Source organism: Mesorhizobium sp. M8A.F.Ca.ET.165.01.1.1 (assembly GCF_004792065.1).
GTDB lineage: Bacteria > Pseudomonadota > Alphaproteobacteria > Rhizobiales > Rhizobiaceae > Mesorhizobium.
The window spans coordinates 141,281-164,135 of sequence record NZ_SRTH01000003.1; the positions used below are offsets into that span (position 1 = coordinate 141,281).

Consider the following 22,855-nt stretch of genomic DNA (forward strand, 5'->3'; position numbering starts at 1 on the left):
ATCATGAACCTTTTTCGCAACGTCGTGTTCGTCGCGGCGATCGCGGGGCTCGTGGCCGGTGTCGTTCTTGCCTGCATGCAGGCCTATGCGACCGTTCCGCTGATCCTGAAAGCGGAAGTCTACGAAAAGGCAGGCGGCGGCCATCATCACGACCATGGCGCGGCACCCGCGGCAACCGATACCGGCGCCGTGAGCACGGCCGCTCCGGCAGGCAATGCCATGAGTTCCGCCGCGCCGGCAGCGGAAGCAGCTGCTCCGGTAGCGGAGGATGAAGGCTGGGCGCCGGCCGACGGCTTAGAGCGTTTCGCCTTCAGCGTGCTTGCCAATATCGTCACCGGCATCGGCTTCGCATTGGTCCTGGTCGCGGTTTCGGAATTCGCAGGCGGCGTCGGCAACTGGCGCCAGGGCGTTTTCTGGGGTCTGGCCGGCTTTGCCGTGTTCACACTGGCGCCTGGCCTCGGCCTGCAGCCGGAGCTGCCTGCAATGCCGGCGGCCGATCTCCTGCCGCGCCAGATCTGGTGGTCGGCAACGGTGGCGGCAACCGCTATCGGCCTTGGCCTGATCGTGTTTCGCAGATCGCTGCCGTTGACCATCCTCGCGGTCTTGCTGATCGTCGCGCCGCACATTGTCGGCGCGCCGCAGCCCGACAGCTTCGAGACACCGATCCCGGAAGGCCTGCACCATCAGTTCGTGGTGGCGGTGACGGTGACAAATCTGGTGTTCTGGCTGGTGCTCGGCGCGGTCGTTGGCGTGGTTCGCGGGCGCTTCACCGGCACGGCGACCAGCCTGCGCGACAGCTTTGCCTGATCTGGGCAAGCTGACCTTCATCATCGGTGGTGCGCGCTCCGGCAAGAGCGCGCACGCAGAAACCCTGGTGGCGGCGTTGCCCTCGCCATGGGCCTATATCGCCACGGCGCAAGCCTATGACGACGAGATGCATGAACGCATCGCGCTGCACCGCTCGCGGCGCGGCGAGGGCTGGTCGACCATCGACGCGCCACTCGACCTTGCCGAAGCCCTGGAGGCGTTGCCGGATGATCAGCCGGTGCTTGTCGACTGCCTGACGCTGTGGCTGACCAATCACATGCTGGCGGATCACGACGTCGAGGCCGCGTGCCGACGGCTGGCGGACGTTCTGTCGCGGCCGCGCGGGCCGTGGTTCGTGGTGTCGAACGAGGTCGGGCAAGGCATCGTGCCCGACAATGCGCTGGGGCGGCGTTTTCGCGACGACGCCGGTCGGCTCAACCAGCGGGTCGCCGCGGTCGCCGATACGGTGCTCCTGATGGTGGCGGGGCTACCGCTCAAGGTGAAATGAAATGACCGAAGACAAGGGCTCCAAAGACCGGGATGAAGAACGCCATCGCGCCAAGATGGCCAAGCGCAAGGCGGTGCAGGACGCCGAGGTCGCGGGCAAGACGATCGAGAAGGGGTTGCTGATCGTCAACACCGGCCCCGGCAAGGGCAAGACCACGGCCGCCTTCGGTCTCGCACTGCGGATGCTCGGCTACGGCAAGCGCGTCGGCGTCGTCCAGTTCATCAAGGGCAAATGGCACACCGGCGAGAAGGACGCTTTCGCCGCCTTCGGCGACCGGATCGTCTGGCATGCGATGGGCGAGGGGTTCACCTGGGAAACGCAGGATCTGAAGCGCGACATCGCGGCCGCCGAAGCCGCCTGGGCCAAGGCCGTGGAATTGATTGGCGACCCCTCGATCAGCCTTGTCGTGCTCGATGAACTCAACATCGCGCTGCGCTACGATTATCTCGATCTCGACAAGGTGGTTGCCGCGCTCAAGGCTCGCCGCGAGGGCCTGCACGTTGTCGTCACCGGTCGCAACGCGAAGCCGGCGCTGGTCGAGGCGGCGGACCTGGTCACCGAGATGGGGCTGACGAAGCACCATTTTTCCGCCGGCGTAAAAGCGCAGCAGGGCATCGAGTTCTAGAACACCAGGATTGCGATCACCGCGATCAGCCCAAACAGGCCAATCAGCAAATAGTCGGCGACACGATAAAGTTGGAGCGCCCGCCGGATGTCGCCGCTGTCGACATCGCGTCGTCCGTCTTCGCCCATGAAGACGTCGTCGACCACGACGCCGCCATAGCTGCGCGGCCCGGCGAGCGCGAGGCCAAGTGCGCCGGCCATGGCCGCTTCCGGCCAGCCGGCATTGGGCGAGCGGTGTTTTTTCGCGTCGCGCCGTACCGCCTGCCAGGCATTGCCGGGGTCGGTGCCCTTGACCAGGAAAGCGGCCAGCACAATCAGCACCGCCGTCAGCCGTGATGCCGGCAGGTTGATCCAATCGTCGAAGCGTGCCGCCGCCCAGCCGAAGGCCTCATGGCGTGGGGTGCGGTGGCCGATCATCGAATCGGCGGTGTTGGCGGCCTTGTAGGCGGCGCCGCCGGCCAGCCCGCCGACACCGGTCCAGAAGGCGGGGGCGACGATGCCGTCGGAGAAATTCTCCGCCAGGCTCTCGATCGCCGCCCGGCAGACGCCGGCGCGGTCCAGCGTTTCGGGATCGCGGCCAACGATTCGCGAGACGGCGGCTCGGCCCATGTCGAGGCCTCCGCTGTCGAGCGCGTCGGCGACGGCTTCGACGTGTTCGTAAAGGCTTTTCTGCGACAGAAGCGATGTCGCCAGAAGGACGGCAATGATCAATCCCAAGGGGACGAACCAGAGCAGGACAAGCTGCACGCAAAGACCTGCTGCCGCCGGCACCAGCACGATGACGAGAAGCGCCTGGACACCACGTTGGCGACGCAGCGCGTCGGGATCAGTGGCGCGGTTGAGCCTCAAGTCGAGAAAGGATATCAGCCTTCCGAACCACGTCACCGGATGGCCGATGGCGCGAAACAGCCAGTCGGGATAACCGAGGGCGAATTCGACAACCAATGACAGGAAAGCGATCAGGACTGACATGAAGCTTCTTGAAGGAGCGGTGGACCATGGTGGAAGTCTTGGCCGGGCAAGGGCGCTTTTCCCCAATGCCGTGCTGCCGTTCGTCGACCTCTCGACCGGTATCAATCCGCACTCCTACCCGCTTTTCGATCTGCCCGCCACCGCCCTGTGGCGATTGCCGGAGGCCGCGCGTGGGTGCGAGCTGATAGAGATTGCGGCCCAAACCTATGGCGCGCCTTCAGCGGGCAACGTCGTGGCGGCGCCTGGTACGCAGATTCTGCTGCCGCGCGTGGCATCGCTGGTGCGGCCCGGCAAGGCATTGGTGCTGGCGCCGACCTATGCGGAACACGCCAGGGCGGCGGCAATCGCCGGGCACGAGGTGGCCGGGGTCGGCGATTTCGCCGCGCTGGCCGAAGCCGACCTCGCCATCATCGTCAATCCGAACAATCCGGATGGGCGCATCATCGAGCGCGACCGGCTGCTGGCGCTGGCCGCCAGGTTGCGCGCCAGGGGCGGGTTGCTGGTCGTCGACGAGGCGTTCATGGATGTCGGCCCGCGCGAGCACAGTCTCGCCGGCGATGTCGGCCAGGGCGGCATCGTTGTGCTGCGTTCCTTCGGCAAGTTCTTTGGTCTGGCCGGCCTGCGGCTTGGGTTCGCGCTTGCCGATGCGCCGACGGTCGAGCGGCTGGAGACACAATTCGGACCTTGGGCCGTCGCCGGGCCGGCGTTGGAATATGGCATCCGCGCGCTCGCCGATCTCGGGTGGCAGGATGCGATGCGGGCGTCGCTGGTGGATGCGTCGGCGCGCCTCGATGCGCTGTTCGGCCGTTTCGGCGTTCGCGTCGCTGGCGGCACCACATTGTTCCGCTATCTCAGCCTCCCCGATGCCGGCGGCCTGTTTTCCGCGCTTGGCGAGAGCGGCATTCTGCTCCGGCATTTCTCCGGCCGGCCGCATGTCCTGCGCGCCGGCCTGCCGGGGAGCGAGGTGGAATGGCGCAGGCTCGAATCCGCGCTTGCCGATTGGGCGTCGCGGCGCGAGGATCGGTCGAAAGGTTAGAAACAATGATCCATGTCTGCTCGCTGGCGAAGATCGAGGAAACGGTGGCCAGGACAGGCGCCGACCGCATGCTATCGCTGCTTGCGGCCGGGACGGATGTGGTGCGTCCGGCCTCGATCCCTAGGGAAAACCACCTGCATCTGGTCATGCATGACATTGCGGTGGCGCAGGACGGCATGACCATGCCTGGCGAGGAGCATGTGCGCAGTCTGCTCGATTTCGCGCGCCGCTGGGACCGGGCAAGGCCGATGGTGGTTCACTGCTATGCCGGCATCAGCCGTTCGACGGCTTCGGCCTACATCATCACCGCGGCGCTTGCGCCTAAGCGCAATGAGCTGGAACTGGCGCAGACGTTGCGCGCGCTGTCTCCTTCGGCGACGCCCAATCCGCGACTGATCGCGGTGGCCGACACGCTGCTCGAGCGCAAGGGCCGCATGATTGAGGCGATCGAGTCGATCGGGCGAGGGGCCGACGCCTTCGAAGGCACGCCGTTCGCGCTCAAGATCGATATTTAGGCGGCTATTTCAGCCACTCCGCGAGCTTTGCCTTGCGCATGTCCCGCAGCAGGTTGATGAAGCCGTCGGCCTGATATTGCGCAGTCAATCGGCCTTTCTCTGCCGTTGCAATGCTGGCGTCGCCGACCACGCCGTTGGGGTTGAGATCCCCAGCGATCCAGGCGAAGGCATGCGTGCCGGTGTGGCGCAGCAGCGAGAAGTCCTTCTCGGCCTTGGCAACGTTGGAAATGAAATTGTCAGCCTTGCCCATGTCGACGAGATCCGGCCGGAAATGCAGCATCAAAGAGGTCTCGACATCGCCGCCATGAATGCCGTGGCGGTCCTCGAGCTCGGTGTACATGCCGGCCGGGCGGCCAAAGCGCTGCCAGCTGGTCTTCACCGCCAGCATCTTTTCGCGCACGCGCAGTTCGCGCGTGACGATGCCCATGATCTCCTCATTGCCGCCATGCGAATTGACGACGATGAGCTTGCGCACGCCGGCGCGCGCGATCGACAGCCCAAGCTCGGTCCACGCCTCGATCAGCGTCGTTGCCGGCAGGGTCAATGTGCCCGGCGCATGGAGATGCTCATTCGACTTGCCCACCGCCTGGACCGGCAGGATACGGATGTCGAGGTCCTCGGGCAGGCGTGCGATCACCGTGTCGAGCATGCCGTTCATGATCGAGGTGTCCGTCGACACAGGCAGATGCGGCCCATGCTGCTCGATCGCCGCGACCGGCAACACCGCTATCGTCGCCTCGGGATCGATCGAGGCATATTCTGATGTCCGGTAGTCGCCCCACCAGACGCGTTTTTTTGCTACGGTCATGTCATGTCTCTTCAATGGTCAGGGCAGACCTAGCGCGACAGAGCTTGTCTGTCGATCACCCGGCCGCGATGGCCTCGACCTCGACCTTGAATTCGGGCCTGGCAAAGCCGGAAACGATCATCAGCGTCGAGGCCGGCGCCGGGCTGGAGAACATACGGTCACGGACCTCCATATAGGGCCGCAGATGCGCACGGTCGGTGACGTAAGCGTTGATGCGAACGATATCAGGCAACCCCAGCCCGGCTTCGCCCAGGATCGCCGCGATGTTCTTGAAGCAGAGTTCGGCCTGCGCGCCGGCGTCTTCCGGTATCTGGTCGTCCGCCGTGATGGCGACCTGGCCCGAGCACAGCACCAGGCGCTTGCCGGCCGGCACCTCGACGCCGTGGCTGTAACGGGCAAAGGGCGGCTTGATCGACTTCGGGGTGAGAAACTTGAACATGGCAATCTCCTGGACATCGTCAGCCTAAGGCCGGATGCATCGCACCATCAAGATGGCGGTGCATGTCGCCCGTGCGATTGTGGACAGGCGTTCAAAAAATAGGCACGATGCCCTTCGGTGCAGCACGACCTTTCCGGCTTTCGCAGATGGCTGTGGTGCAGGCGGGCGGGTCCCGGCGCGCGACGCCGGTGGCATGTGTCTTGCTTCTTGAATCTTTGGTGTCAAGCACGGCGCGCAACGCGCCGGTGCAAATAAAGGGCGGTGTCAATGTACGTGAAACAGAAGATTTCGGTGGCTGTCGTGGCTCTGCTTGCGGCCAGCACGCTGGGCGCGGCGGCGAATGAAAAAGTCACTTTCGGCACCAACTGGCTCGCCGAGCCGGAGCATGGCGGCTATTACCAGGCCGTGGCGGATGGCACCTATGCCGCCTGCGGCCTCGATGTCACGATCATGCAGGGCGGCCCGCAGGTCAGCGGCCGGCCGATGCTGCTCGCCGGCAAGATCGATTTCTACATGGGCGGCAATTTGCTGTCGGCCTTCGATGCCGTCCAGCAAGGCATTCCGATGCGCGTGGTGGCGGCGGATTTCCAGAAGGATCCACAGGTCATCATGTCCCACCCCGGCGAGGGGCTCGATAAATGGGAAGGCCTGAAGAACGCCGAGCAGTACATTCTGGGCGATGAAGGTGCGCAGACCTTCTTCCAGTGGATGGTCATCGAGCTCGGTTTCGATGCTTCAAAGCGCGCGCCCTACACCTACAACACCGCTCCTTTCCTCGCCAACAAGAAGTCGATCCAGCAGGGCTACGTCACCTCGGAGCCGTTCGCGGTCAAGAAGGAAGGCGGCTTCGTGCCGAACCAGTTCCTGCTCGCCGACTATGGCTGGGACACCTATTCGACCACGATCGAGGTGATGCAGGACACGATCGACAAGAAGCCCGAGGTGGTCCAGTGCTTCGTCGATGGCTCGGCCAAGGGCTGGTACAAATACCTCTACGGCGACAACAAGGCCGCCAACGACATGATCAAGAAAGATAATCCTGACATGAGCGACGAGCAGATCGCCTTCTCGATCGAGCAGATGAAGAAGTTCGGCCTTGCCGATTCCGGCGACACCGAGAAGCTCGGCATCGGCGCCATGACCGATGCGCGGATCAAGAGTTTCTACGACAAGATGGTCAAGGCCAAGGTCACGCCTGCAGGCATCGACATCACGAAGGCCTACACGCTGGCCTTCGTCAACAAGGGCGTCGGGCTCGAGCTGAAGAAATAGGCCGGTCCCGGCATGAAGAGGGAGAAGGTGGCGCAAGCGCCGGCCTTGGACGTCGCTCCGACCTTGTTGGCGCTGCGTGGCGTCGGCAAGGTGTTTTCCAATGGCGTGACGGCGCTCAGCGATGTCGACCTGACGATCCGGGAAGGCGACTTTCTCAGCCTGCTCGGACCGTCCGGTTGCGGCAAGTCGACGGCGCTGCGGCTGATCGCCGGCCTGTCGACGCCGACGTCAGGCGTGCTCGACTGGCGCGGCGGCGGCTCGCTCGACCGTGCCAATATCGGCTTCGTCTTCCAGGAGCCGACGCTGCTGCCCTGGGCCAGCGTCTTCGACAATGTCTGGCTGCCGCTCAGGCTAAAGGGCATTTCTCGCGCCAAGGCCGCACCGGCAATAACGGAAATGCTGGCGCGGGTTCACCTCACCGGGTTCGAGGACGCGGTGCCGCGCGAGCTGTCCGGCGGGATGAAGATGCGTGTCTCGATCGCACGCGCCATGGTGACCAAGCCGCGCGTGCTGTTGATGGACGAGCCGTTCGCCGCGCTTGACGAGATCACTCGCTTCAAGCTCAACAACGACCTGCTGGAACTGTGGCAGGACGAGCGCTTCACCGTCGTCTTCGTCACCCACAGTGTGTTCGAAAGCGTGTTTCTGTCCAACCGCGTCGTCGTCATGGCGGCGCGGCCGGGCAGGGTGTTCGACGAACTCGCCATCGAGGCATCCTATCCGCGCGACGAGGCTTTCCGCACGTCGCCGGATTATGCAGCCCTGTGCCGGCAGGCCTCCGACGTTCTGGTCAATGCCATCAATTCAACGGCGGGCTCGCATCATGACGGTCATTGACGGCACGTTGAAACTCGACCCCGAGGAAGCGCGGCGCGTGCGCCAGGAGCGGCTCGAGCGGATCGGCCGCTGGGTGCTGCCGCTGGCGATCATGATCCTGGCGATCTGGCTTTGGGACCGCATCTGCGTCTGGAACGAGATTCCGCAGTACATCCTGCCGCGGCCGGGCGTGGTGCTGTGGACGCTCTACAACGATGCCGGCCTGTTGTTCTCCGCACTGCTGGTCACCTTGCGCATCACCTTCCTCAGCCTGCTCCTCGCGGTTGTCGGCGGGGTCGGGCTGGCGGTCTTGTTCGCGCAGTCGAAATGGGTGGAGATGTCGTTCTTCCCCTTCGCCATCGTGCTGCAGGTGACGCCGATCGTGGCGATCTTTCCGCTGATCAACATCTATGTCGACAACCAGACGACCAAGCTTCTGCTCTGCGCCTGGATCGTCGCCTTTTTTCCGATCCTGTCCAACACCACGCTCGGCCTCAACTCCGTCGACCGCAATCTGCGCGACCTGTTCAAGCTCAATGGCGCGACGCGTTGGCAGCAGCTGCGCTATCTCAGACTGCCGGCGGCGATGCCGTATTTTCTCGGCGGGCTGAAGATTGCCGGCGGCCTGTCGCTGATCGGCGCGGTGGTGGCCGAGTTCGTCGCCGGCGCCACCGGCCAGTCGTCGGGGCTCGCCTCGCGCATCATCGAAGCCGGCTACCGGCTGAATGCGCCAAGGCTGTTCGCGGCGCTGTTTTTGATTTCGCTCACCGGCATTCTGATCTTCCTCGTGCTGTCGCTGATTTCGCATCTTATATTGCGGCGCTGGCACGAGAGCGCGTTGAAGCAGGAGCGCTAGTGCCTTGATACCAGCCTCAGGTCCCTACCACTTAACCAATGTCCGGCTTCACGCGTCGCTGACGCCGGGCTTTGCCTCGGTCTTCGACAGAGATGGTTTTGCGCTGGCCGACATCACCGTCGCCGATGGCAAGATTTCCAGCATCGCGGCGCATGCCGCATCGAAAGTGCCGGCCGGCGCCATCGATCTTGGCGGCCGTATCGTGCTGCCGTGTTTCGTCGATTGCCACACGCATATCGACAAGGGCCATATCTGGTCGCGAAAGCCCAATCCCGACGGCAGTTTCATGGGTGCGCTGAACGCCACCGGCGCCGACCGCGCGGCGCGCTGGAGCGCCGAGGACGTGGCGCGGCGCATGGATTTTTCGCTGCGCTCGGCCTACGCGCATGGCACCAGGGCGCTCAGAACCCATATCGACAGCGTCGCCCCGCAGGAGGAAATCTCCTGGCCGGTGTTCGAGACGATCCGCGAGGCCTGGCGCGGCCGCATCGAATTGCAGGGCGCCTGCCTGCTCGGCATCGAGGGCGTGCGCGACAGAAAATGGTTCGACAGGCTGGCCAAACGAGTGGCCGCCGCCAAGGGCGTGCTGGGTGTGGTGACCTATATGGTGCCGGACCTGGAGGAACTGCTCGACCACGTCTTCGCGCAGGCGATCAAGCACGGGCTCGACCTCGATTTTCACGCCGACGAGACCAACGATGTCGCCGCGATCTCGCTGAAGAAGATCGCCGAGGCAGCCCTGTGGAACGGATTCGAGGGCAAGATCCTCGTCGGCCATTGCTGCTCGCTGGCGCGGCAGCCCGATCTCGAGGTGCTGGACACGCTGGACAAGGTGGCGAAGGCCGGGCTCGCCATCGTGTCGCTGCCGATGTGCAATCTTTATTTGCAGGATCGACGGAGCGACGGCACCACGCCGCGCTGGCGTGGCGTGACTCTGCTGCACGAGATGAAGGCGAGGGGCATTCCGGTGGCCGTCGCTTCCGACAACACGCGCGACCCCTTCTACGCCTATGGTGATCTCGACATGCTGGAAGTCTATCGCATGGCGACGCGCATCCTGCATTTCGATCATCCGGTCGCCGACTGGCCGCAGGCGGTGACCGCGACACCGGCCAAGGTGATGCGGCTCGATGGCTTCGGCATGCTTGCCGCCGGCGGCGACGCCGACTTCATCCTGTTCAAAGGTCGAAGCTGGACGGAATTGCTGTCGCGGCCCGAATCGGATCGCATCGTCGTGCGCGCCGGACGCGCGATCGACCGGCAATTGCCCGACTATGCCGAACTCGACGAGCTGATGGTGGAATGATGGATGTTTCGGCGCTCAAACGCGATCTCGACGGGATAAAGCTCGACGACAATCCGGCGATCGTCCAGCAGAAGAGCCGCGACTTCTACTGGTACAGCCCGGTGCTGAAACGGCAGCTCGACCACGTCACCGGCGACCTCATCGTGACGCCGAAGACCGAGGCCGAACTGATCCGCGTCCTTGCCGCCTGTCACCGCCACGGCGTGCCGGTGACGCCGCGCGGCAGCGGCACCGGCAATTACGGCCAGGCGATGCCGCTGTCGGGCGGGGTGGTGCTCAACCTTGCCGAAATGAACGAGATCAAGTCGATCGCGCCGGGGCGTGTGATAACCGGGCCGGGCGCGATCCTGGCCGAGATCGACAGGGAGACGCGGGCGCATTCCGGCCAGGAATTGAGGCTGTCGCCCTCGACCTACAACACCGCTTCGATCGGCGGCTTCATCGCCGGCGGTTCGGGCGGCGTCGGCTCGATCAATTTCGGCGGCCTGCGCGATTTCGGCAATGTGCTGCGCCTGCGCGTGGTGACGATGGAAGCCGAGCCGAAAGTGCTGGAACTCACCGGCGAGGATCTGCACAAGGTCACCCACGCCTATGGCACCAATGGCATCATCTCGGAAGTCGAGATGCCGCTGACGGCAGCCTATGAATGGGTCGACGTCATCGTCGGTTTCGACGCTTTCATGGACGCTGCCCGCTACGGCAACGCTCTCGCCTGCCAGGACGGTATCCTGACCAAGCTGATCACGCCGATCGCGGCACCCGTGCCGCAACTCTACTTCAAGCGGCACCAGAAATTTTTCAGGGAAGGGCAAAGCATCTGCGTTGTCATGGTGGCCCAGCATGGGCTGGACGCCTTCCTGGCCTTTACGCGCCGCGCCGGCGGCGAAGTGATCTTCAACGCCGCCCTTGCCGCGCCGGAGGAGAAAAAGGGCCTGCCGCCGGCCTACGAGCTGGCCTGGAACCACACCACGCTCAGGGCACTGCGGGTCGATCCGTCGATTACCTATCTGCAATCGCTCTATCCCTTTCCCGACCAGTTGGCGCTGGTCGAGAAGATGGATGCAATGTTCCCTGGCGAGGTGTTCTCGCATCTCGAATTCGTCCGGCTGGACGGCAACATCACCTGCTTCGGCCTGCCGCTGGTCAAATTCACCACCGAGGCGAGGCTCGACGAAATCATCCGCCTGCATGAGGACAATGGCTGCCCGATCTTCAACCCGCACCGCTACACGCTGGAAGAGGGCGGCATGAAGCAGACCGACGCCGTGCAGTTGGCGTTCAAGCGCGAGACCGATCCGCAAGGCCTGCTCAATCCCGGCAAGATGATCGCCTGGGAAAACCCGGACTACGACTACCGTTCGGGCCGGACTTTTCTGTTCAAGGGGCTGCAAAAGGCAGGCTGATGAACATCCTCGTGCTCTACGCCCATCCGGTCGAGACCAGCTTCAATGCCGGCCTGCACCGGATGATCGTCGAGCGGCTGACGGCGGCGGGTCATACAGTCGACAACTGCGACCTCTACGCAGAGAATTTCGACCCGCGCCTGACGCGGGCGGAACGGCTTGGCTATCACGACCCGCGTGGACCAGGGGATGCGGTTGCCGGCTACATTCAGAGGCTGCAGGCGGCCGAGGCCCTGGTGCTGTCATTTCCGGTCTGGAACTACGGCTATCCGGCGATCCTGAAAGGATTTTTCGACCGCGTCTTCCTGCCCGGCGTGTCGTTCAAGCTGGTCGATGGCAAAGTGCAGCCGACGCTGCACAACATCCGCAAGCTGGCGGCTGTCACCACCTATGGCGGCAGCCGGTTCCGGGCGATGGTGATGGGCGATCCGCCGCGCAAGGTCGTGAAGCGCATGCTGCGCGCGACGATCAAGCCCGGCGCTCCCGTCTCCTATCTCGCCCATTATGCGATGAACCTGTCGACCGACGAAACGCGCAAGTCCTTCATGACGAAGGTCGCGGCCAGCATGGATGCATTCTGATGCGTGCGCTTGTCGTCTATTGCCATCCGGTGCCGGAGAGCTTTTGCGCCGCGATCCGCGACACCGCCGTGGACGTGCTGACGCGTCGAGGCTGGGACGTGCGGCTGCTCGACCTCTATGCCGAGAAATTCGATCCGGTGATGAGCTGCGAGGAGCGGCGCAGTTACAACGACCATGCGCCGCAGGATCCGGCGCTGAAGCCGCATTTCGAACTGCTCAATTGGGCCGAGGCGATCCTGTTCGTCTATCCGACCTGGTGGTATGGGCTGCCGGCGATGCTGAAAGGCTGGCTCGACCGGGTGTGGGCGACCGACATCGCCTTCAAGCTGCCGGCGGGCAAGGGCGGGATCAAGTCGCTGATGACGCATGTCACCAAGGTCGGCGTCATCACCACCTGTGGTGCGCCAACCTGGTGGAGCGTCGTCGTCGGCCAGCCCGGACGCAAGACCTTGCTGCGCGGCATGCGGGCGCTGTGCGCCAGACGCTGCAAGACGTTTTTCCTGGCGCATTATTTGATGGACGCCTCGACGCCGGCGACGAGAGCGGCGTTTCTGGTCAAGGTGCGGGCCAAGCTGGAGCATTATTGAGAGCAGCACTTGCCTTCTCCCCTTGTGGGAGAAGGTGGCCTCGCGAAGCGAGGTCGGATGAGGGGTGCTCCAGGGAACACCAATGCCTCACTCCGCTGGAACACCCCTCATCCGTCTCGGCGCTGCGCGCCGATCCACCTTCTCCCACAAGGGGAGAAGGAAGAGGCGCCGCGCTACATCCTCACCCGTTCCGACCTCGGATCATACATCGGCTTCAGCGATGCTTCGGCGGCAAACCGTTCGCCGGCGATCTCGATCTCATAAGATGAAGCGAGCACATCCGCCTCGCTTTCGCCCTGGCATGGCACATAGCCAAGGCCGATGGCGCCGCCGAGATGATGGCCGTAATTGCCGGAGGTGACCGGACCGACGATCTTGCCGTCGCGCAGGATCGCCTCGTTATGGAAGAGCAGCGGCTGCGGGTCCTTCAGCCGGAACTGGACCAGACGGCGGTTCAACCCGGTCTCCTTCTTCTTCAGCACGGCGTCGCGGCCGACGAAGTCGCCCTTGGCCGTCTTCACCGCGAAGCCAAGGCCTGCTTCCAGCACATTGTCCTCATCGGTGATATCGTGACCGAAATGGCGGAAAGCCTTTTCGATGCGGCAGGAATCCAGCGTGTGCAGGCCGCAGAGTTTCAGGCCGACATCCGCGCCGGCCTCGTCGACCGCCTCGAAGACATGGGCAGCCTGTTCGGTAGAGACATAGAGCTCCCAGCCGAGTTCGCCGACATAGGTGACGCGGTGCGCCCGGGCGAGCCCCATGCCAATCTCGATCTCCTGGAAGGTGCCGAACGGATTGTTCTCGTTGGAGAAGTCGTTGGGGCTGACCTTCTGGATCAGTTTTCGCGCATCCGGACCCATCAGGCAGAGCACGCTTTCGGCCGCGGTGACATCGGTGATGACGACGAACGCCTCACCGACATGCCGGCGCAGCCAGGCGAGGTCGCGTTGCAGCGTGGCCCCTGGCACGACGAGGAAATAGGCCGTATCCGAAAGCCGCGACACGGTGAGGTCGCTCTCGATGCCGCCGCGCTGGTTGAGCATTTGCGTGTAGACGATCTTGCCCGGCGCCACATCCATGTCGTTGGCGCAGAGCCTTTGCAGGAAACGCTGAGCGTCGCGACCTTCGACACGGATTTTGCCGAACGAGGTCATGTCGAACAGGCCGACCTTGTTGCGGACCGCCAGATGTTCCTCGCGCTGGTTGTCGAACCAGTTCTGCCGCTTCCAGGAATAGCGATATTCGCGCTCCTGGCCTTCGCGCGCGAACCAGTTGGCGCGCTCCCAGCCGGCAACCTCGCCGAACACGGCGCCACGCGCCTTCAGATGTTCATGCAAGGGCGAGCGGCGCACGCCACGCGATGTCGCCATCTGCCGGTAGGGAAAATGGTCGGCATAGAGCAGGCCGAGCGTTTCGGAGACGCGCTCCTTGAGATAGCGGCGGTTCTTTTGGAACGGCTGGGTGCGGCGGATGTCGACTTCCCACAGGTCGAACGGCGCTTCGCCATCGTTGATCCACTGCGCCAGCGCCATGCCGGCGCCGCCGGACGAGACGATGCCGATCGAGTTGTAGCCGGTCGCCATCCAATAACCGCGCAGTTCCGGCGCCTCGCCGAGATAGTAGCGGTCGTCGGGGGTGAAACTTTCCGGGCCGTTGAAGAATGTGTGGATGCCGGCGGTGGCCAGCATCGGCATGCGGTTGACGCCCATTTCGAGGATAGGCTCGAAATGGTCCATGTCCTCGGGCAACTGGTCGAAGCAGAAGTCCTCGCGGATGCCGTCCATGCCCCATGGCTTGGCCACCGGCTCGAAGGCGCCGAGCATCATCTTGCCCGCGTCTTCCTTGTAGTAGGCGCATTCGTCGGGCACGCGCAGCACCGGCAGCCTGCCGAGGCCTGAGATGGGCTCCGTGACGAGATAGAAATGCTCGCAGGCATGCAGCGGGATGGTAACGCCGTTCTGGGCACCGAGTTCGCGCGCCCACATGCCGGCGCAGTTGACGACGATGTCGGCCTCGATGGTGCCTTGCTCTTCGCCCTGCGCCCAGGACACGCCGGTGACGCGACCGTCCCTGGTGTGGACCTTCGTCACCTTCACATTCTCGGCGATGGTGGCGCCGCGCTGGCGCGCGCCCTTGGCCAGCGCCATGGCGATGTTGGCCGGGTCGCATTGACCGTCGAGCGGCAGATGCACGGCGCCGACCACGTCGGAGACGTTGAGATGCGGATACATCTGCTTGACTTCATTGGGAGAAATCTCGCGCACATCGACATCGAAGGCGCGGGCGAGCGATGCCTGCCGGTAGATCTCGTGCTTGCGCTCCTCGGTCAGCGCGACGGTGATCGAGCCGACCTGGCGCATGCCGGTGCCGACCTCGGTCTCGGCCTCCAGCTTGACGTAGAGGTCGGCCGAATATTTCGCCAGCCGGGTCATGTTCTGCGAACCGCGCAACTGTCCGATCAGGCCGGCGGCATGCCATGTCGTGCCCGAGGTCAGCTGCTTGCGCTCCAAAAGCACGATGTCGGTCCAGCCGAGCTTGGCCAGGTGGTAGGCGACCGAGCAGCCGGAGACGCCGCCACCGATGATGACGGCCCGCGCCTTGGTGGGAAGGGTCTTGACGGTCATGCGGCCTCGCGACGGTAGCTGGAAACAAAACGGCGCAGCCGGGCGGCTGCTTCACGCAGTACCGGTTCGGGCTGGCACAGGCTTATCCTGATATGGCCGGCCGCGGCTTCGCCGAAGCTGGAGCCGGGCATGACGCCGACCTTCTCCTTGTCGAGGAAGGCGAAGGCGAATTTCTCGTCGTCGGGTTCGACATCCGATATGTCGAGCATGACGTACATGCCGCCTTCGGAACCGCGCACGGTGACATCGTTCATGCCGCGCACCGCATCGAGCAGGACCGTGCGGCGTGCGGCGTAGCGTTCGGCGATGTCCTTGACGCCATAGTGCTGCTCCAGCGCCTCGGCGCAAGCGATCGAGATGAAGGCCGGCAGGCCGTAGGTTGTCACCAGGTTGAGGTTGGTCAGCAGCGTGATCATCTCCTCCGGACCCGTCAGCCAGCCCATGCGCCAGCCGGTCATGCCGTGGCTCTTGGACATCGAATTGATGACCAGCGTGCGCTCGGCCATGCCGGGCAGCGAGCGCGGCGAGACATGCTCGCCGCCGCCCAGCGTCCAGTAAACCTCGTCGGAAAGCAGCCAGAGGTCGTGCTCGCGGCAGAGCTTTGCCAGTTGTTCCAGCCGCTCGCGCGAGTAGACCGCACCGGTCGGATTGTTCGGCGTGTTGATCAGGATGGCGCGCGTGTTGGGCTTGATTGCCGCACGGATCTTGTCCGTACGGGGTTGGAAGCCATCCTCGGCCGGTGTCTCGACCACGGTGAAACTGGCGCCGGCGGCACTGAACGTGTTGGGGTAGGTGGCATAGTAGGGCGCCACCACGATGGCGTGGTCGCCCTGATCGAGCACGGCTTGCACGGCAGCGTAAAGTGCTGCCTGGCCGCCCGGCGTGGCGATGACCTCTTCCGGCCTCGTCTCGACGCCGGTGCAGGCGCTGGAGGCCGCCGCCATGGCCTTGCGCAGGCGCGGCAGGCCGGGCAGCGGCGTGTAGTGATGGTTGCTGCCACGGACCGCTGCCACACAAGCTTCGATCGTCTGCGACGGCGTGTCGAAATCGTGGTCGCCGACCGACAGCATGATGATGTCCTCGCCGGCCTCCTTGCGGTTCCAGGCGGCGAAATGAACCTCCCAGCCATCCTTGCCCGATGGCACGATGCCGGTAATGCGCGATGATGGTTTAGGCATGTAAGACTCCCGTGATCGCGTAACCGTTCTGTTGCAGCCGGTCGCGCAAGGCGGCGATATGGGCGGGACCGACCTCGCAGCAACCGCCGACGATGTCCGCTCCAGCTTCCACCCAGCCGACAGCCTGATCGGCGTAAGCATCCGGACCGAGGTCGTGGCGGGCATGCAGCACGTCCACGGTGCCGCCATGCTTGAGTGCTTCGGTGGAGGTGAAGCCATTGGCATAGGCGCCGACCGGGCCGCCGAGCTCGACCAGTTCCGGCAAGGCCGCCGCGATGGCTTCCGGGCGACAGCAGTTGAGCAGCCGCGCCGCCACCGGCAGACCTCCGAGCGCATCCGCTGCCGACGCAATCGTCTCGCCGCTGCGCAAGCGTGGCGTGCCGTGATCGGCCAGCGTCCATGACACCCAGACGGGCTTGCCGCTTTCCGATGCGGCGGTGACCGCCGCGCGTGCCTCTTCGGCAGAGGCCATGGTTTCGCACAGGAACAGGTCGACGCCATCAGCCTGTTCGGCGACGATGCGGCGGTAGATGTCGAGCGTGTCCCGGTAGGGGATCGTCAGCGCCGGCGCGTAGCTGCCGAAAAGCGGTGACAGGCAGCCGGCGATCGCCGCGTCGCCGGCCTCGTCGCGGGCTTGCCTGGCGAGGTCGATGCCACGCTTCTGCAACGGCTTGAACAGGTCTTCCGCGCCCTCGCGCGCCAGGCGTTCGGGCGTCGCCGAATAGGTGTTGATGGTGATGACCCGGGCGCCGGCGCGGATGAATTCGGCATGCAGGCCGCGCACGAGGTCCGGTTCGTCGATCAGCACCCTGGCCGACCACAGCGGCGTCGGCTCGGACTTGCTGCGCCGCACCAGCTCCTGGCCCATGCCGCCATCGGTGAGGATAACCGGCTTCATGCGCGCAGCCTTTCGTTCTTGGGATCCCACAACGGCTCGTCCTGCTGCACGACCGCCTTGAAACGGTCGCCGAAGATCTCGACCTCGACAGAGGTGCCGGGTTCGCTCAGGTCGGCGCGCAGCATGCCGAGCGCGATCGATTTGTCGACACGATGACCCCAGCCACCCGATGTCGTCTCACCGACGATCTGGCCGTCGTGCCAGAGCGTCGACATGTAGGGCGCGTCGCAATCGCCGGGATTTTCGACCACCAGCGTGACGAAGCGCTTCTTCACGCCTTGCTGTTTCTCGTTCTGGAGTGCCGCCTTGCCGCGGAAGTCGGGCTTTTCCCATTTGACGAAGCGCTCGAGCCCGCCCTGCAGGATCGAATAGTCGGTCGACAGGTCGCCCTTCCAAGTGCGGTAGCCCTTTTCCAGGCGCAGCGAATCCAGCGCGTACATGCCGAACGGCTTCAGCCCGTGGTGCTGCCCGGCGGCACAGATCGCATCGAAGATGGCGGCGGTGTCGTCGACCCTGGTGTGGATCTCCCAGCCGAGCTCGCCCGCGAAGGAGACGCGAACCAGCTTGGCCCAGCGGCCGGCGATCCTGGTTTCCTGATGCGTCAGCCATGGCAAGGTCAGGTCGGCCTCACAGACATCGGCAAGGATTTTTCGCGAATTGGGGCCGGCCAGGATCTGCGTGGAGAATTCCTCTGTCCGGTCGATCAGCTTGAACGCGGCATCCCCGGGCATGTGCGACTTCAGCCATTCGAAGTCGTGCCACTGCGCCACCGCCGCGGTGATCAGCGTCATGGACTCCTCGCCATGGCGCACCACCGACATTTCGGTGACGATGCGGCCCTTGTCGTCGGAGAAATAGACCAGGCCGATGCGACCGGGCTTCGGCACCAGGCCGGTTACCTGCCGGCTCAGCCATTCGGCGGCGCCAGGGCCTTCGAGATTGAAGCGCGAGAAGCCGGGCAGGTCGAGGATGCCGGCGGCGTCGCGGACCGCGAGACACTCTTCGCGGACTCGTTGCTGCCAGGGCCCCTCGCGGCGGAAGGTCAGCGTGGCTTCCTCGGAGATGTCGTCGCCGTCCTGCGCGTACCAGGTGGCGCGTTCCCAGCCATTATAGGCATCGAAGCGGGCGCCCAGCGCCTTGATGCGATCGTGGATCGGCGACAGTTTCCTGTCGCGGCCTTCCGGCCAGGCGTGACGCGGGAACTGGATGGCGTATTCGTTGCCGTAGATTTCCATGCCCTTGGCCACGCAATAGTCCGGCGCGGAAGCAAAGGAGGTGAAGCGGCGCGGATCGCACGACCACATGTCCCATTCGGTCTGGCCTTGCGTCACCCATTCGGCCAACACCTTGCCGGCGCCGCCGCCCTGGGCGATGCCGAAGGTGAAGACGCAGGCCTCGAAGGCATTGGGGACGCCAGGCATCGGGCCGATCAGCGGATTGCCATCCGGCGCATAGGGGATCGGGCCGTTGATGACCTTGGACAGGCCGGCGGTGCCCAGGATCGGCACGCGGGCGACGGCGTCGGCGAGATAATGCTCCAGCCGGTCGAGGTCGTCGGGGAAGAGCTGGAAGGAAAAATCGTCCGGCATCGGATCGTTGTGGGTTGCCCAATGGGCGCGGCAGTTGCGCTCATAGGGGCCGAGATTCATGCCGGATTTTTCCTGGCGCAGATAGTACGAGGTGTCCACGTCGCGCAGCAGCGGCAGCTTCTTGCCCTGTTCCTTCGACCAGGCGGCAAGTTCGGGGATTTCCTCGAACAATATGTACTGGTGGCTCATCACCATCATCGGCACTTCGCGGCCGAACATCCTGCCGACTTCGGCGGCACGGTAGCCGGCAGCATTGACGACGATCTCGCAGCGGATCTCGCCCTGCGGCGTCTCGACCACCCATTCGTCCTTCTCACGGCGCACGCCGGTGACAGGGCAGAAGCGGATGATTTTCGCGCCCATGTCACGCGCGCCCTTGGCCAGCGCCTGCGTCAACTGCGCCGGGTCGATGTCGCCGTCGCTGGGATCGTAGAGCGCGCCCTTCAATTCATGCGTTTCGAGGAACGGATAGCGGCGCTTGATCTCGTCGAGCCCGACCACGTCGATGTCCATGCCCTGATAGCGGCCCATGCCCTTGGCGCGTTGGAACTCCTGCATGCGCTCCTTTGTGTGGGCGAGCCTGAGCGAACCGGTGACATGGTAGTTCATGGGATAGTCGACCGCGTCGGCGAGGCCACGATAGAGCTCGGTCGAATAGCGCTGCATGTTCATCAGCGACCAGGAGGAGGAGAAGGTCGGCACATTGCCGGCGGCATGCCAGGTCGAGCCGGAGGTCAGCTCGTTCTTTTCCAGGAGCACGCAGTCGGTCCAGCCGGCCTTGGCCAGATGATAGAGCGAGGAGGTGCCGACCACGCCACCTCCGATGATCACCACGCGCGCAGTGCTCGGCAAACCCGCCATGTTCTTCTCCCAATCTTCAAGCGCGCCGCGCTTTTCTTTTTGTTTTTATGCGTGTCGCCGTCGCAAAACCGCTGCACGGTTCCGGCGACATCCACTCATCAATCAATAGACCGGCGGCGAAACCACCCAGATGACAACAGCCGGCTCGCTACCCGGATTGCGCCAGCGGTAAGACTTGCCTTCGAAGCGAAAGGAGTCGCCTTCGCCAAGCCGGTGCCAGACCCCGGCTATTTCGATGTCGAACTGCCCGGACGCGATGTATCCGGCCTCCTCGGTCGGCCGGCGGGCCTCGTTCTTCAACTCCGCTCCCGGCGCGAAGACCGACCGCACCATCTCGAAGCTACCACCGAGGTCCGGTGACAGAAGCTCTTCCACCAGACCGGATTCGCTGGTGCCAAGCGTGCGGCGCTTGCCGGCGCGCACCACCACGCCGCGCTCGCTCTCCACGGGTACGTCATGGCTGAAGAACAGGCTGATCGGCACGCCGAACAGGTCGGCAAAGGCCCGGAGATCACTGAGCGATGGCGTCGACAGGCCGCGCTCGACCTGGCTGACCCAGCCGACCGAGCGGCCGAGCTTCAGCGCGATCTCGGCCAGCGTCAGTCCGCGCACCCGGCGCAAGGCCCTGATATCGCCGGCCAGGACTCGCTCGTCAGGTCCCTGTAATGTTCGTGCGGTAGGGGAGACCAAATCGCTCACTTCATGAAAATTTTCAGTCGAATTTCATGAGAAATCAAGCTCATGAAAAAATCAAGTAGATTTTCACCAATGCTCAAGATTTGCTTGCAGGATTTTGACGGTTCATGCAAAGGCTCCGCCGCGAGCGGCGAGTGGGGACGTCCGATCGACACAACGGCTAAGGGACGGCCCATGCTGGAAAAGAAGGCTCGAATCACGGTTGATGCCGAGATCGTCGACGACGCGATCATGTCGCGCCGTTCGGTGCGTGCATTTCTGCCCGACATGATCGATGACGAGACGATCCGTGACATACTGACTGTTGCGGCGCGCGCTCCCTCCGGCACCAATATGCAGCCGTGGCGAGTCTACGTTACCAAGGGCGGGACCAAGCAGCGGATCACGAATGCCATCATGAATTCCGGCATCCGCGCGGAAAAAGCCGACTGGGACGAATATCGCTATTATCCCACCCAGTTCTTCGAGCCTTATCTCACCCGCCGCCGTGCCAACGGGTTCGGCCTTTATGGCGCACTCGGCATAGGCCGCCGGGAGGTCGACAAGATGCGCGCCCAGCACGACCGCAACTTCGTCTTCTTCGATGCGCCGGTCGGCATGATCTTCACCATCGACCGCCGGCTCAACCAGGGGTCGTGGATCGATTACGGCATGTTCCTGCAAAACATCATGGTCGCGGCGCGGGGCAGGGGTCTGCATACCTGTCCGCAAGCGGCCTTCGCGCCCTATCACCGGCAGATCCGGCCGGTGCTCGGCATTCCCGACGAGGAGATCGTCGTCTGCGGCATGGCGCTCGGCTATGAAGACACTTCCAAGCCCGAGAACGCCTTCCGCACCGATCGTGAGCCGCTCGAGGAATGGGTGACGTTCAGCGAATAGGTCTCGGCCGCCAACCGGGGCAGGGCCGCTATTCCGTATTCATGTGCGCGCCGTGGCCGCTGACATGGGCGCCGTCCTGCGGCGTCAGCTTGAGATAGGCAAGCAGCGCGCAGAGCGTGATGATGCCCTCGATCACGAACAGGATCCGGAAATCGCTGGCGACGGCCGGCCCGCCGCCGGCGAGAAACGACAGCATCGCGGCCGCGAGGCCGACGCTGATGGCGACCGCCAGCTGCCACAGGATGTAATAGAGCGCGCTGAAGCGGGCGAGCTGCTCGGGCGCGATGTCGGAATAGGCTAGATTGCCGGTCGAAGCCCATTGCACCGAGCGGAAGACGCCAAAGACGAAGATGTAGGTGAGCGTGATCCAGACCGGGGTCGTTGCTTGGATCAAGGCGAAGCCCGCGACCATGGCGGCAACCACGGGCGTGTTGAAGACCAGCACGCGGCGAAAACCGAAACGGTTGAGAAGGCGTGGCATGAAGAAACGCATACCTACCGAGCCGACCGCCGCAAGGAAGGTCAGCGATCCCGCCTGCACCGCACTCATGCCAAAGCCGAGCTGAAACATCAGCGGCAGCAGGAAGACGACGGAGCTGAGACCGATCGTGTCGAGGCCGCCTCCGGTAAGGAAGGAGATGCGGAAGGTGCGGATGCGCAGGAGCTTGAGATCGAGCAAGGGATTGCGCACACGCAGGCAGTAGAAGGAGGCGGCCGTCAGGATGATGAGCGCCAGCGCAAGCTCGGCCGCGATCATGCCGCTGGCGGCGTCTTTCGCCGCAAGGGAGTCCATGCCGAAGACCAGCAGCACCATGCCGCTGCCGACCAGCACAAAGCCTGGAAAATCGAACCGCGTGCGCACGGGCTTGGTCATTGTCGGGAACAGTGAGGCGGCAAGGATTGCGGCGGCGAGCGCGAACGGCACGTTGATGAAGAAAATCCAGCGCCAGGAGATGTAGGTGGTCAGCGCGCCGCCGACGAGCGGACCGACCAGCGGCCCGGACTGGCCGGCCAGCGAGATATACATGTTGATCTTCAAGGTCCGGCTGCGCGGGAAGGTCGACAGGATGACGACCTGGCCGAGCGTGCCCATCAGTGCGCCACCGAAACCCTGCAGCGCGCGGGCGCCGACCAGCATCCAGATGTCGTTCGAGAGCCCGCACAGAGCCGATGAAGCGGCAAACACCAGCAAGGCGAAGCAATAGACGTTGCGCAGGCCGAAACGATCGGCCGCCCAGCCGCCGAGCGGCATGGAGATGATCAGGCTGGCGACGTAGACGGTGATCAGCAGCCCGAGCTGGCTCGGCGGACGGCCAAGGCTTTGGCTGATGCCCGGCAGCGCCGTCACCACGACATTCTGGTCGAGGCTGGTCATGAACACGCCGCAGGCGACCGTCAGCGGCAGCAGGAGCAAGGCTCTGGCCGGCACATCGGCGCGATCGGCGGCGCCGGCGGATAGTTCAGCGGTCATGGGGATGTTCGAACCAAATATGCCGACTTTGAGACGGGATTTTCATATCCCTTGGACCGTTGGGCGGCCATGTTTTCCATCATGGGCGCCCGCGGCAGGATTCTCTAGCGGCAGAACCGGCCGGTATTG

At 64.2% G+C, this 22,855-nt stretch carries 22 protein-coding genes; 13 read left to right on the top strand and 9 right to left on the bottom strand.

Features of this window, described 5'->3' with window-relative positions; genetic code table 11:
- Positions 1 to 3: 3 nt before the first annotated feature.
- The 3 genes from EN808_RS09960 to cobO are packed head-to-tail and all read left to right on the top strand — an operon-like array spanning position 4 to position 1,940.
- A complete protein-coding gene (locus tag EN808_RS09960; protein ID WP_135915683.1) occupies positions 4 to 807 on the top strand; it encodes a CbtA family protein in 804 nt (267 codons plus the stop codon).
- Entirely contained in the window at positions 800 to 1,315 is a 516-nt protein-coding gene (gene cobU, locus EN808_RS09965; protein WP_127280782.1) for a bifunctional adenosylcobinamide kinase/adenosylcobinamide-phosphate guanylyltransferase, read from the top strand. The genes EN808_RS09960 and cobU overlap by 8 nt, the downstream gene beginning before the upstream one ends.
- Before the next feature lies 1 nt (position 1,316).
- Complete coding sequence (gene cobO / locus EN808_RS09970) at positions 1,317 to 1,940, top strand: cob(I)yrinic acid a,c-diamide adenosyltransferase (protein ID WP_127280781.1); 624 nt, start codon at positions 1,317 to 1,319, stop codon at positions 1,938 to 1,940.
- Here the strand turns inward: cobO and cbiB are convergent.
- Positions 1,937 to 2,911 (bottom strand): adenosylcobinamide-phosphate synthase CbiB, encoded by a 975-nt coding sequence (gene cbiB / locus EN808_RS09975; RefSeq protein ID WP_127280780.1) that lies wholly within the window; start codon positions 2,909 to 2,911, stop codon positions 1,937 to 1,939. The genes cobO and cbiB overlap by 4 nt on opposite strands.
- On the opposite strand from cbiB, the gene cobD reads away from it, so the two are divergent.
- Together cobD and EN808_RS09985 are read left to right on the top strand one after the other, a co-directional pair.
- Positions 2,910 to 3,947, top strand: a complete 1,038-nt coding sequence (gene cobD, locus EN808_RS09980) for a threonine-phosphate decarboxylase CobD (RefSeq protein ID WP_127871561.1) — start codon at positions 2,910 to 2,912, stop codon at positions 3,945 to 3,947. The genes cbiB and cobD overlap by 2 nt on opposite strands.
- 5 nt (positions 3,948 to 3,952) lie before the next feature.
- Positions 3,953 to 4,462 carry a tyrosine phosphatase family protein gene (locus tag EN808_RS09985; RefSeq protein WP_127277993.1) on the top strand — a complete coding sequence of 170 codons (510 nt, stop codon included), beginning with the start codon at positions 3,953 to 3,955 and terminating at the stop codon, positions 4,460 to 4,462.
- Between the two features lie 4 nt (positions 4,463 to 4,466).
- On the opposite strand, the gene EN808_RS09990 is transcribed toward EN808_RS09985, so the two are convergent.
- A complete protein-coding gene (locus tag EN808_RS09990; protein ID WP_135915684.1) occupies positions 4,467 to 5,270 on the bottom strand; it encodes a creatininase family protein in 804 nt (267 codons plus the stop codon).
- A 55-nt stretch (positions 5,271 to 5,325) separates the two neighbouring features.
- Positions 5,326 to 5,709 (bottom strand): RidA family protein, encoded by a 384-nt coding sequence (locus EN808_RS09995; protein ID WP_135866623.1) that lies wholly within the window; start codon positions 5,707 to 5,709, stop codon positions 5,326 to 5,328.
- A 267-nt stretch (positions 5,710 to 5,976) separates the two neighbouring features.
- Here EN808_RS09995 and EN808_RS10000 point away from each other — a divergent pair, with 267 nt between their 5' ends.
- The 7 genes from EN808_RS10000 to EN808_RS10030 are packed head-to-tail and all read left to right on the top strand — an operon-like array spanning position 5,977 to position 12,530.
- Positions 5,977 to 6,981, top strand: coding sequence for an ABC transporter substrate-binding protein (locus EN808_RS10000; RefSeq protein WP_135915685.1), 1,005 nt, complete (start codon positions 5,977 to 5,979; stop codon positions 6,979 to 6,981).
- Between the two features lie 12 nt (positions 6,982 to 6,993).
- The gene (locus EN808_RS10005) at positions 6,994 to 7,818 is read left to right on the top strand and encodes an ABC transporter ATP-binding protein (RefSeq protein ID WP_135915686.1); all 825 of its coding nucleotides are present in this window, start codon (positions 6,994 to 6,996) and stop codon (positions 7,816 to 7,818) included.
- Positions 7,805 to 8,653, top strand: coding sequence for an ABC transporter permease (locus EN808_RS10010; protein WP_127871556.1), 849 nt, complete (start codon positions 7,805 to 7,807; stop codon positions 8,651 to 8,653). The genes EN808_RS10005 and EN808_RS10010 overlap by 14 nt, the downstream gene beginning before the upstream one ends.
- Before the next feature lie 4 nt (positions 8,654 to 8,657).
- A complete protein-coding gene (locus EN808_RS10015; protein WP_135915687.1) occupies positions 8,658 to 9,959 on the top strand; it encodes a cytosine deaminase in 1,302 nt (433 codons plus the stop codon).
- Positions 9,959 to 11,362, top strand: a complete 1,404-nt coding sequence (locus tag EN808_RS10020; RefSeq protein ID WP_135916022.1) for an FAD-binding oxidoreductase — start codon at positions 9,959 to 9,961, stop codon at positions 11,360 to 11,362. The genes EN808_RS10015 and EN808_RS10020 overlap by 1 nt, the downstream gene beginning before the upstream one ends.
- Complete coding sequence (locus EN808_RS10025) at positions 11,362 to 11,943, top strand: NAD(P)H-dependent oxidoreductase (RefSeq protein WP_167531380.1); 582 nt, start codon at positions 11,362 to 11,364, stop codon at positions 11,941 to 11,943. The genes EN808_RS10020 and EN808_RS10025 overlap by 1 nt, the downstream gene beginning before the upstream one ends.
- The gene (locus tag EN808_RS10030) at positions 11,943 to 12,530 is read left to right on the top strand and encodes an NAD(P)H-dependent oxidoreductase (RefSeq protein ID WP_135915688.1); all 588 of its coding nucleotides are present in this window, start codon (positions 11,943 to 11,945) and stop codon (positions 12,528 to 12,530) included. The genes EN808_RS10025 and EN808_RS10030 overlap by 1 nt, the downstream gene beginning before the upstream one ends.
- A gap of 173 nt (positions 12,531 to 12,703) precedes the next feature.
- Here EN808_RS10030 and EN808_RS10040 read toward each other — a convergent pair whose 3' ends face one another.
- The 5 genes from EN808_RS10040 to EN808_RS10060 form a co-directional block, all read right to left on the bottom strand.
- Complete coding sequence (locus EN808_RS10040) at positions 12,704 to 15,154, bottom strand: FAD-dependent oxidoreductase (protein ID WP_135915690.1); 2,451 nt, start codon at positions 15,152 to 15,154, stop codon at positions 12,704 to 12,706.
- Positions 15,151 to 16,332, bottom strand: coding sequence for a pyridoxal phosphate-dependent aminotransferase (locus EN808_RS10045; protein ID WP_135915691.1), 1,182 nt, complete (start codon positions 16,330 to 16,332; stop codon positions 15,151 to 15,153). Before EN808_RS10045 ends, EN808_RS10040 begins: the two co-directional genes overlap by 4 nt.
- Positions 16,325 to 17,230, bottom strand: a complete 906-nt coding sequence (locus tag EN808_RS10050; protein ID WP_135915692.1) for a homocysteine S-methyltransferase family protein — start codon at positions 17,228 to 17,230, stop codon at positions 16,325 to 16,327. Before EN808_RS10050 ends, EN808_RS10045 begins: the two co-directional genes overlap by 8 nt.
- Positions 17,227 to 19,680: an FAD-dependent oxidoreductase gene (locus EN808_RS10055; protein WP_135915693.1), complete on the bottom strand. Its 2,454-nt coding sequence runs from the start codon at positions 19,678 to 19,680 to the stop codon at positions 17,227 to 17,229. The genes EN808_RS10050 and EN808_RS10055 overlap by 4 nt, the downstream gene beginning before the upstream one ends.
- A gap of 102 nt (positions 19,681 to 19,782) precedes the next feature.
- Positions 19,783 to 20,379: an XRE family transcriptional regulator gene (locus EN808_RS10060; RefSeq protein ID WP_189524084.1), complete on the bottom strand. Its 597-nt coding sequence runs from the start codon at positions 20,377 to 20,379 to the stop codon at positions 19,783 to 19,785.
- 171 nt (positions 20,380 to 20,550) lie between these two features.
- Between EN808_RS10060 and EN808_RS10065 the strand changes: the two genes are divergently transcribed.
- Positions 20,551 to 21,255 carry a nitroreductase gene (locus EN808_RS10065; RefSeq protein ID WP_189524085.1) on the top strand — a complete coding sequence of 235 codons (705 nt, stop codon included), beginning with the start codon at positions 20,551 to 20,553 and terminating at the stop codon, positions 21,253 to 21,255.
- 28 nt (positions 21,256 to 21,283) lie between these two features.
- Here the strand turns inward: EN808_RS10065 and EN808_RS10070 are convergent, their stop codons facing one another.
- Positions 21,284 to 22,726 (bottom strand): MFS transporter, encoded by a 1,443-nt coding sequence (locus EN808_RS10070; protein WP_135915695.1) that lies wholly within the window; start codon positions 22,724 to 22,726, stop codon positions 21,284 to 21,286.
- Between the last annotated feature and the right edge of the window lie 129 nt (positions 22,727 to 22,855).

What these genes read in the sequence shown, in the direction of transcription:
- EN808_RS09995 (WP_135866623.1), bottom strand. Translation starts at nt 5,709, where the DNA reads ATGTTCAAGTTTCTCACCCCGAAGTCGATCAAGCCGCCCTTTGCCCGT.
- EN808_RS10050 (WP_135915692.1), bottom strand. Translation starts at nt 17,230, where the DNA reads ATGAAGCCGGTTATCCTCACCGATGGCGGCATGGGCCAGGAGCTGGTG.
- EN808_RS09960 (WP_135915683.1), top strand. Translation starts at nt 4, where the DNA reads ATGAACCTTTTTCGCAACGTCGTGTTCGTCGCGGCGATCGCGGGGCTC.
- cobO (WP_127280781.1), top strand. Translation starts at nt 1,317, where the DNA reads ATGACCGAAGACAAGGGCTCCAAAGACCGGGATGAAGAACGCCATCGC.
- EN808_RS10025 (WP_167531380.1), top strand. Translation starts at nt 11,362, where the DNA reads ATGAACATCCTCGTGCTCTACGCCCATCCGGTCGAGACCAGCTTCAAT.
- EN808_RS10010 (WP_127871556.1), top strand. Translation starts at nt 7,805, where the DNA reads ATGACGGTCATTGACGGCACGTTGAAACTCGACCCCGAGGAAGCGCGG.
- EN808_RS10070 (WP_135915695.1), bottom strand. Translation starts at nt 22,726, where the DNA reads ATGACCGCTGAACTATCCGCCGGCGCCGCCGATCGCGCCGATGTGCCG.
- EN808_RS10065 (WP_189524085.1), top strand. Translation starts at nt 20,551, where the DNA reads ATGCTGGAAAAGAAGGCTCGAATCACGGTTGATGCCGAGATCGTCGAC.
- EN808_RS10005 (WP_135915686.1), top strand. Translation starts at nt 6,994, where the DNA reads ATGAAGAGGGAGAAGGTGGCGCAAGCGCCGGCCTTGGACGTCGCTCCG.
- EN808_RS10055 (WP_135915693.1), bottom strand. Translation starts at nt 19,680, where the DNA reads ATGGCGGGTTTGCCGAGCACTGCGCGCGTGGTGATCATCGGAGGTGGC.
- cbiB (WP_127280780.1), bottom strand. Translation starts at nt 2,911, where the DNA reads ATGTCAGTCCTGATCGCTTTCCTGTCATTGGTTGTCGAATTCGCCCTC.
- EN808_RS09985 (WP_127277993.1), top strand. Translation starts at nt 3,953, where the DNA reads ATGATCCATGTCTGCTCGCTGGCGAAGATCGAGGAAACGGTGGCCAGG.
- EN808_RS10020 (WP_135916022.1), top strand. Translation starts at nt 9,959, where the DNA reads ATGGATGTTTCGGCGCTCAAACGCGATCTCGACGGGATAAAGCTCGAC.
- cobD (WP_127871561.1), top strand. Translation starts at nt 2,910, where the DNA reads ATGAAGCTTCTTGAAGGAGCGGTGGACCATGGTGGAAGTCTTGGCCGG.
- EN808_RS09990 (WP_135915684.1), bottom strand. Translation starts at nt 5,270, where the DNA reads ATGACCGTAGCAAAAAAACGCGTCTGGTGGGGCGACTACCGGACATCA.
- EN808_RS10045 (WP_135915691.1), bottom strand. Translation starts at nt 16,332, where the DNA reads ATGCCTAAACCATCATCGCGCATTACCGGCATCGTGCCATCGGGCAAG.
- EN808_RS10000 (WP_135915685.1), top strand. Translation starts at nt 5,977, where the DNA reads ATGTACGTGAAACAGAAGATTTCGGTGGCTGTCGTGGCTCTGCTTGCG.
- EN808_RS10030 (WP_135915688.1), top strand. Translation starts at nt 11,943, where the DNA reads ATGCGTGCGCTTGTCGTCTATTGCCATCCGGTGCCGGAGAGCTTTTGC.
- EN808_RS10040 (WP_135915690.1), bottom strand. Translation starts at nt 15,154, where the DNA reads ATGACCGTCAAGACCCTTCCCACCAAGGCGCGGGCCGTCATCATCGGT.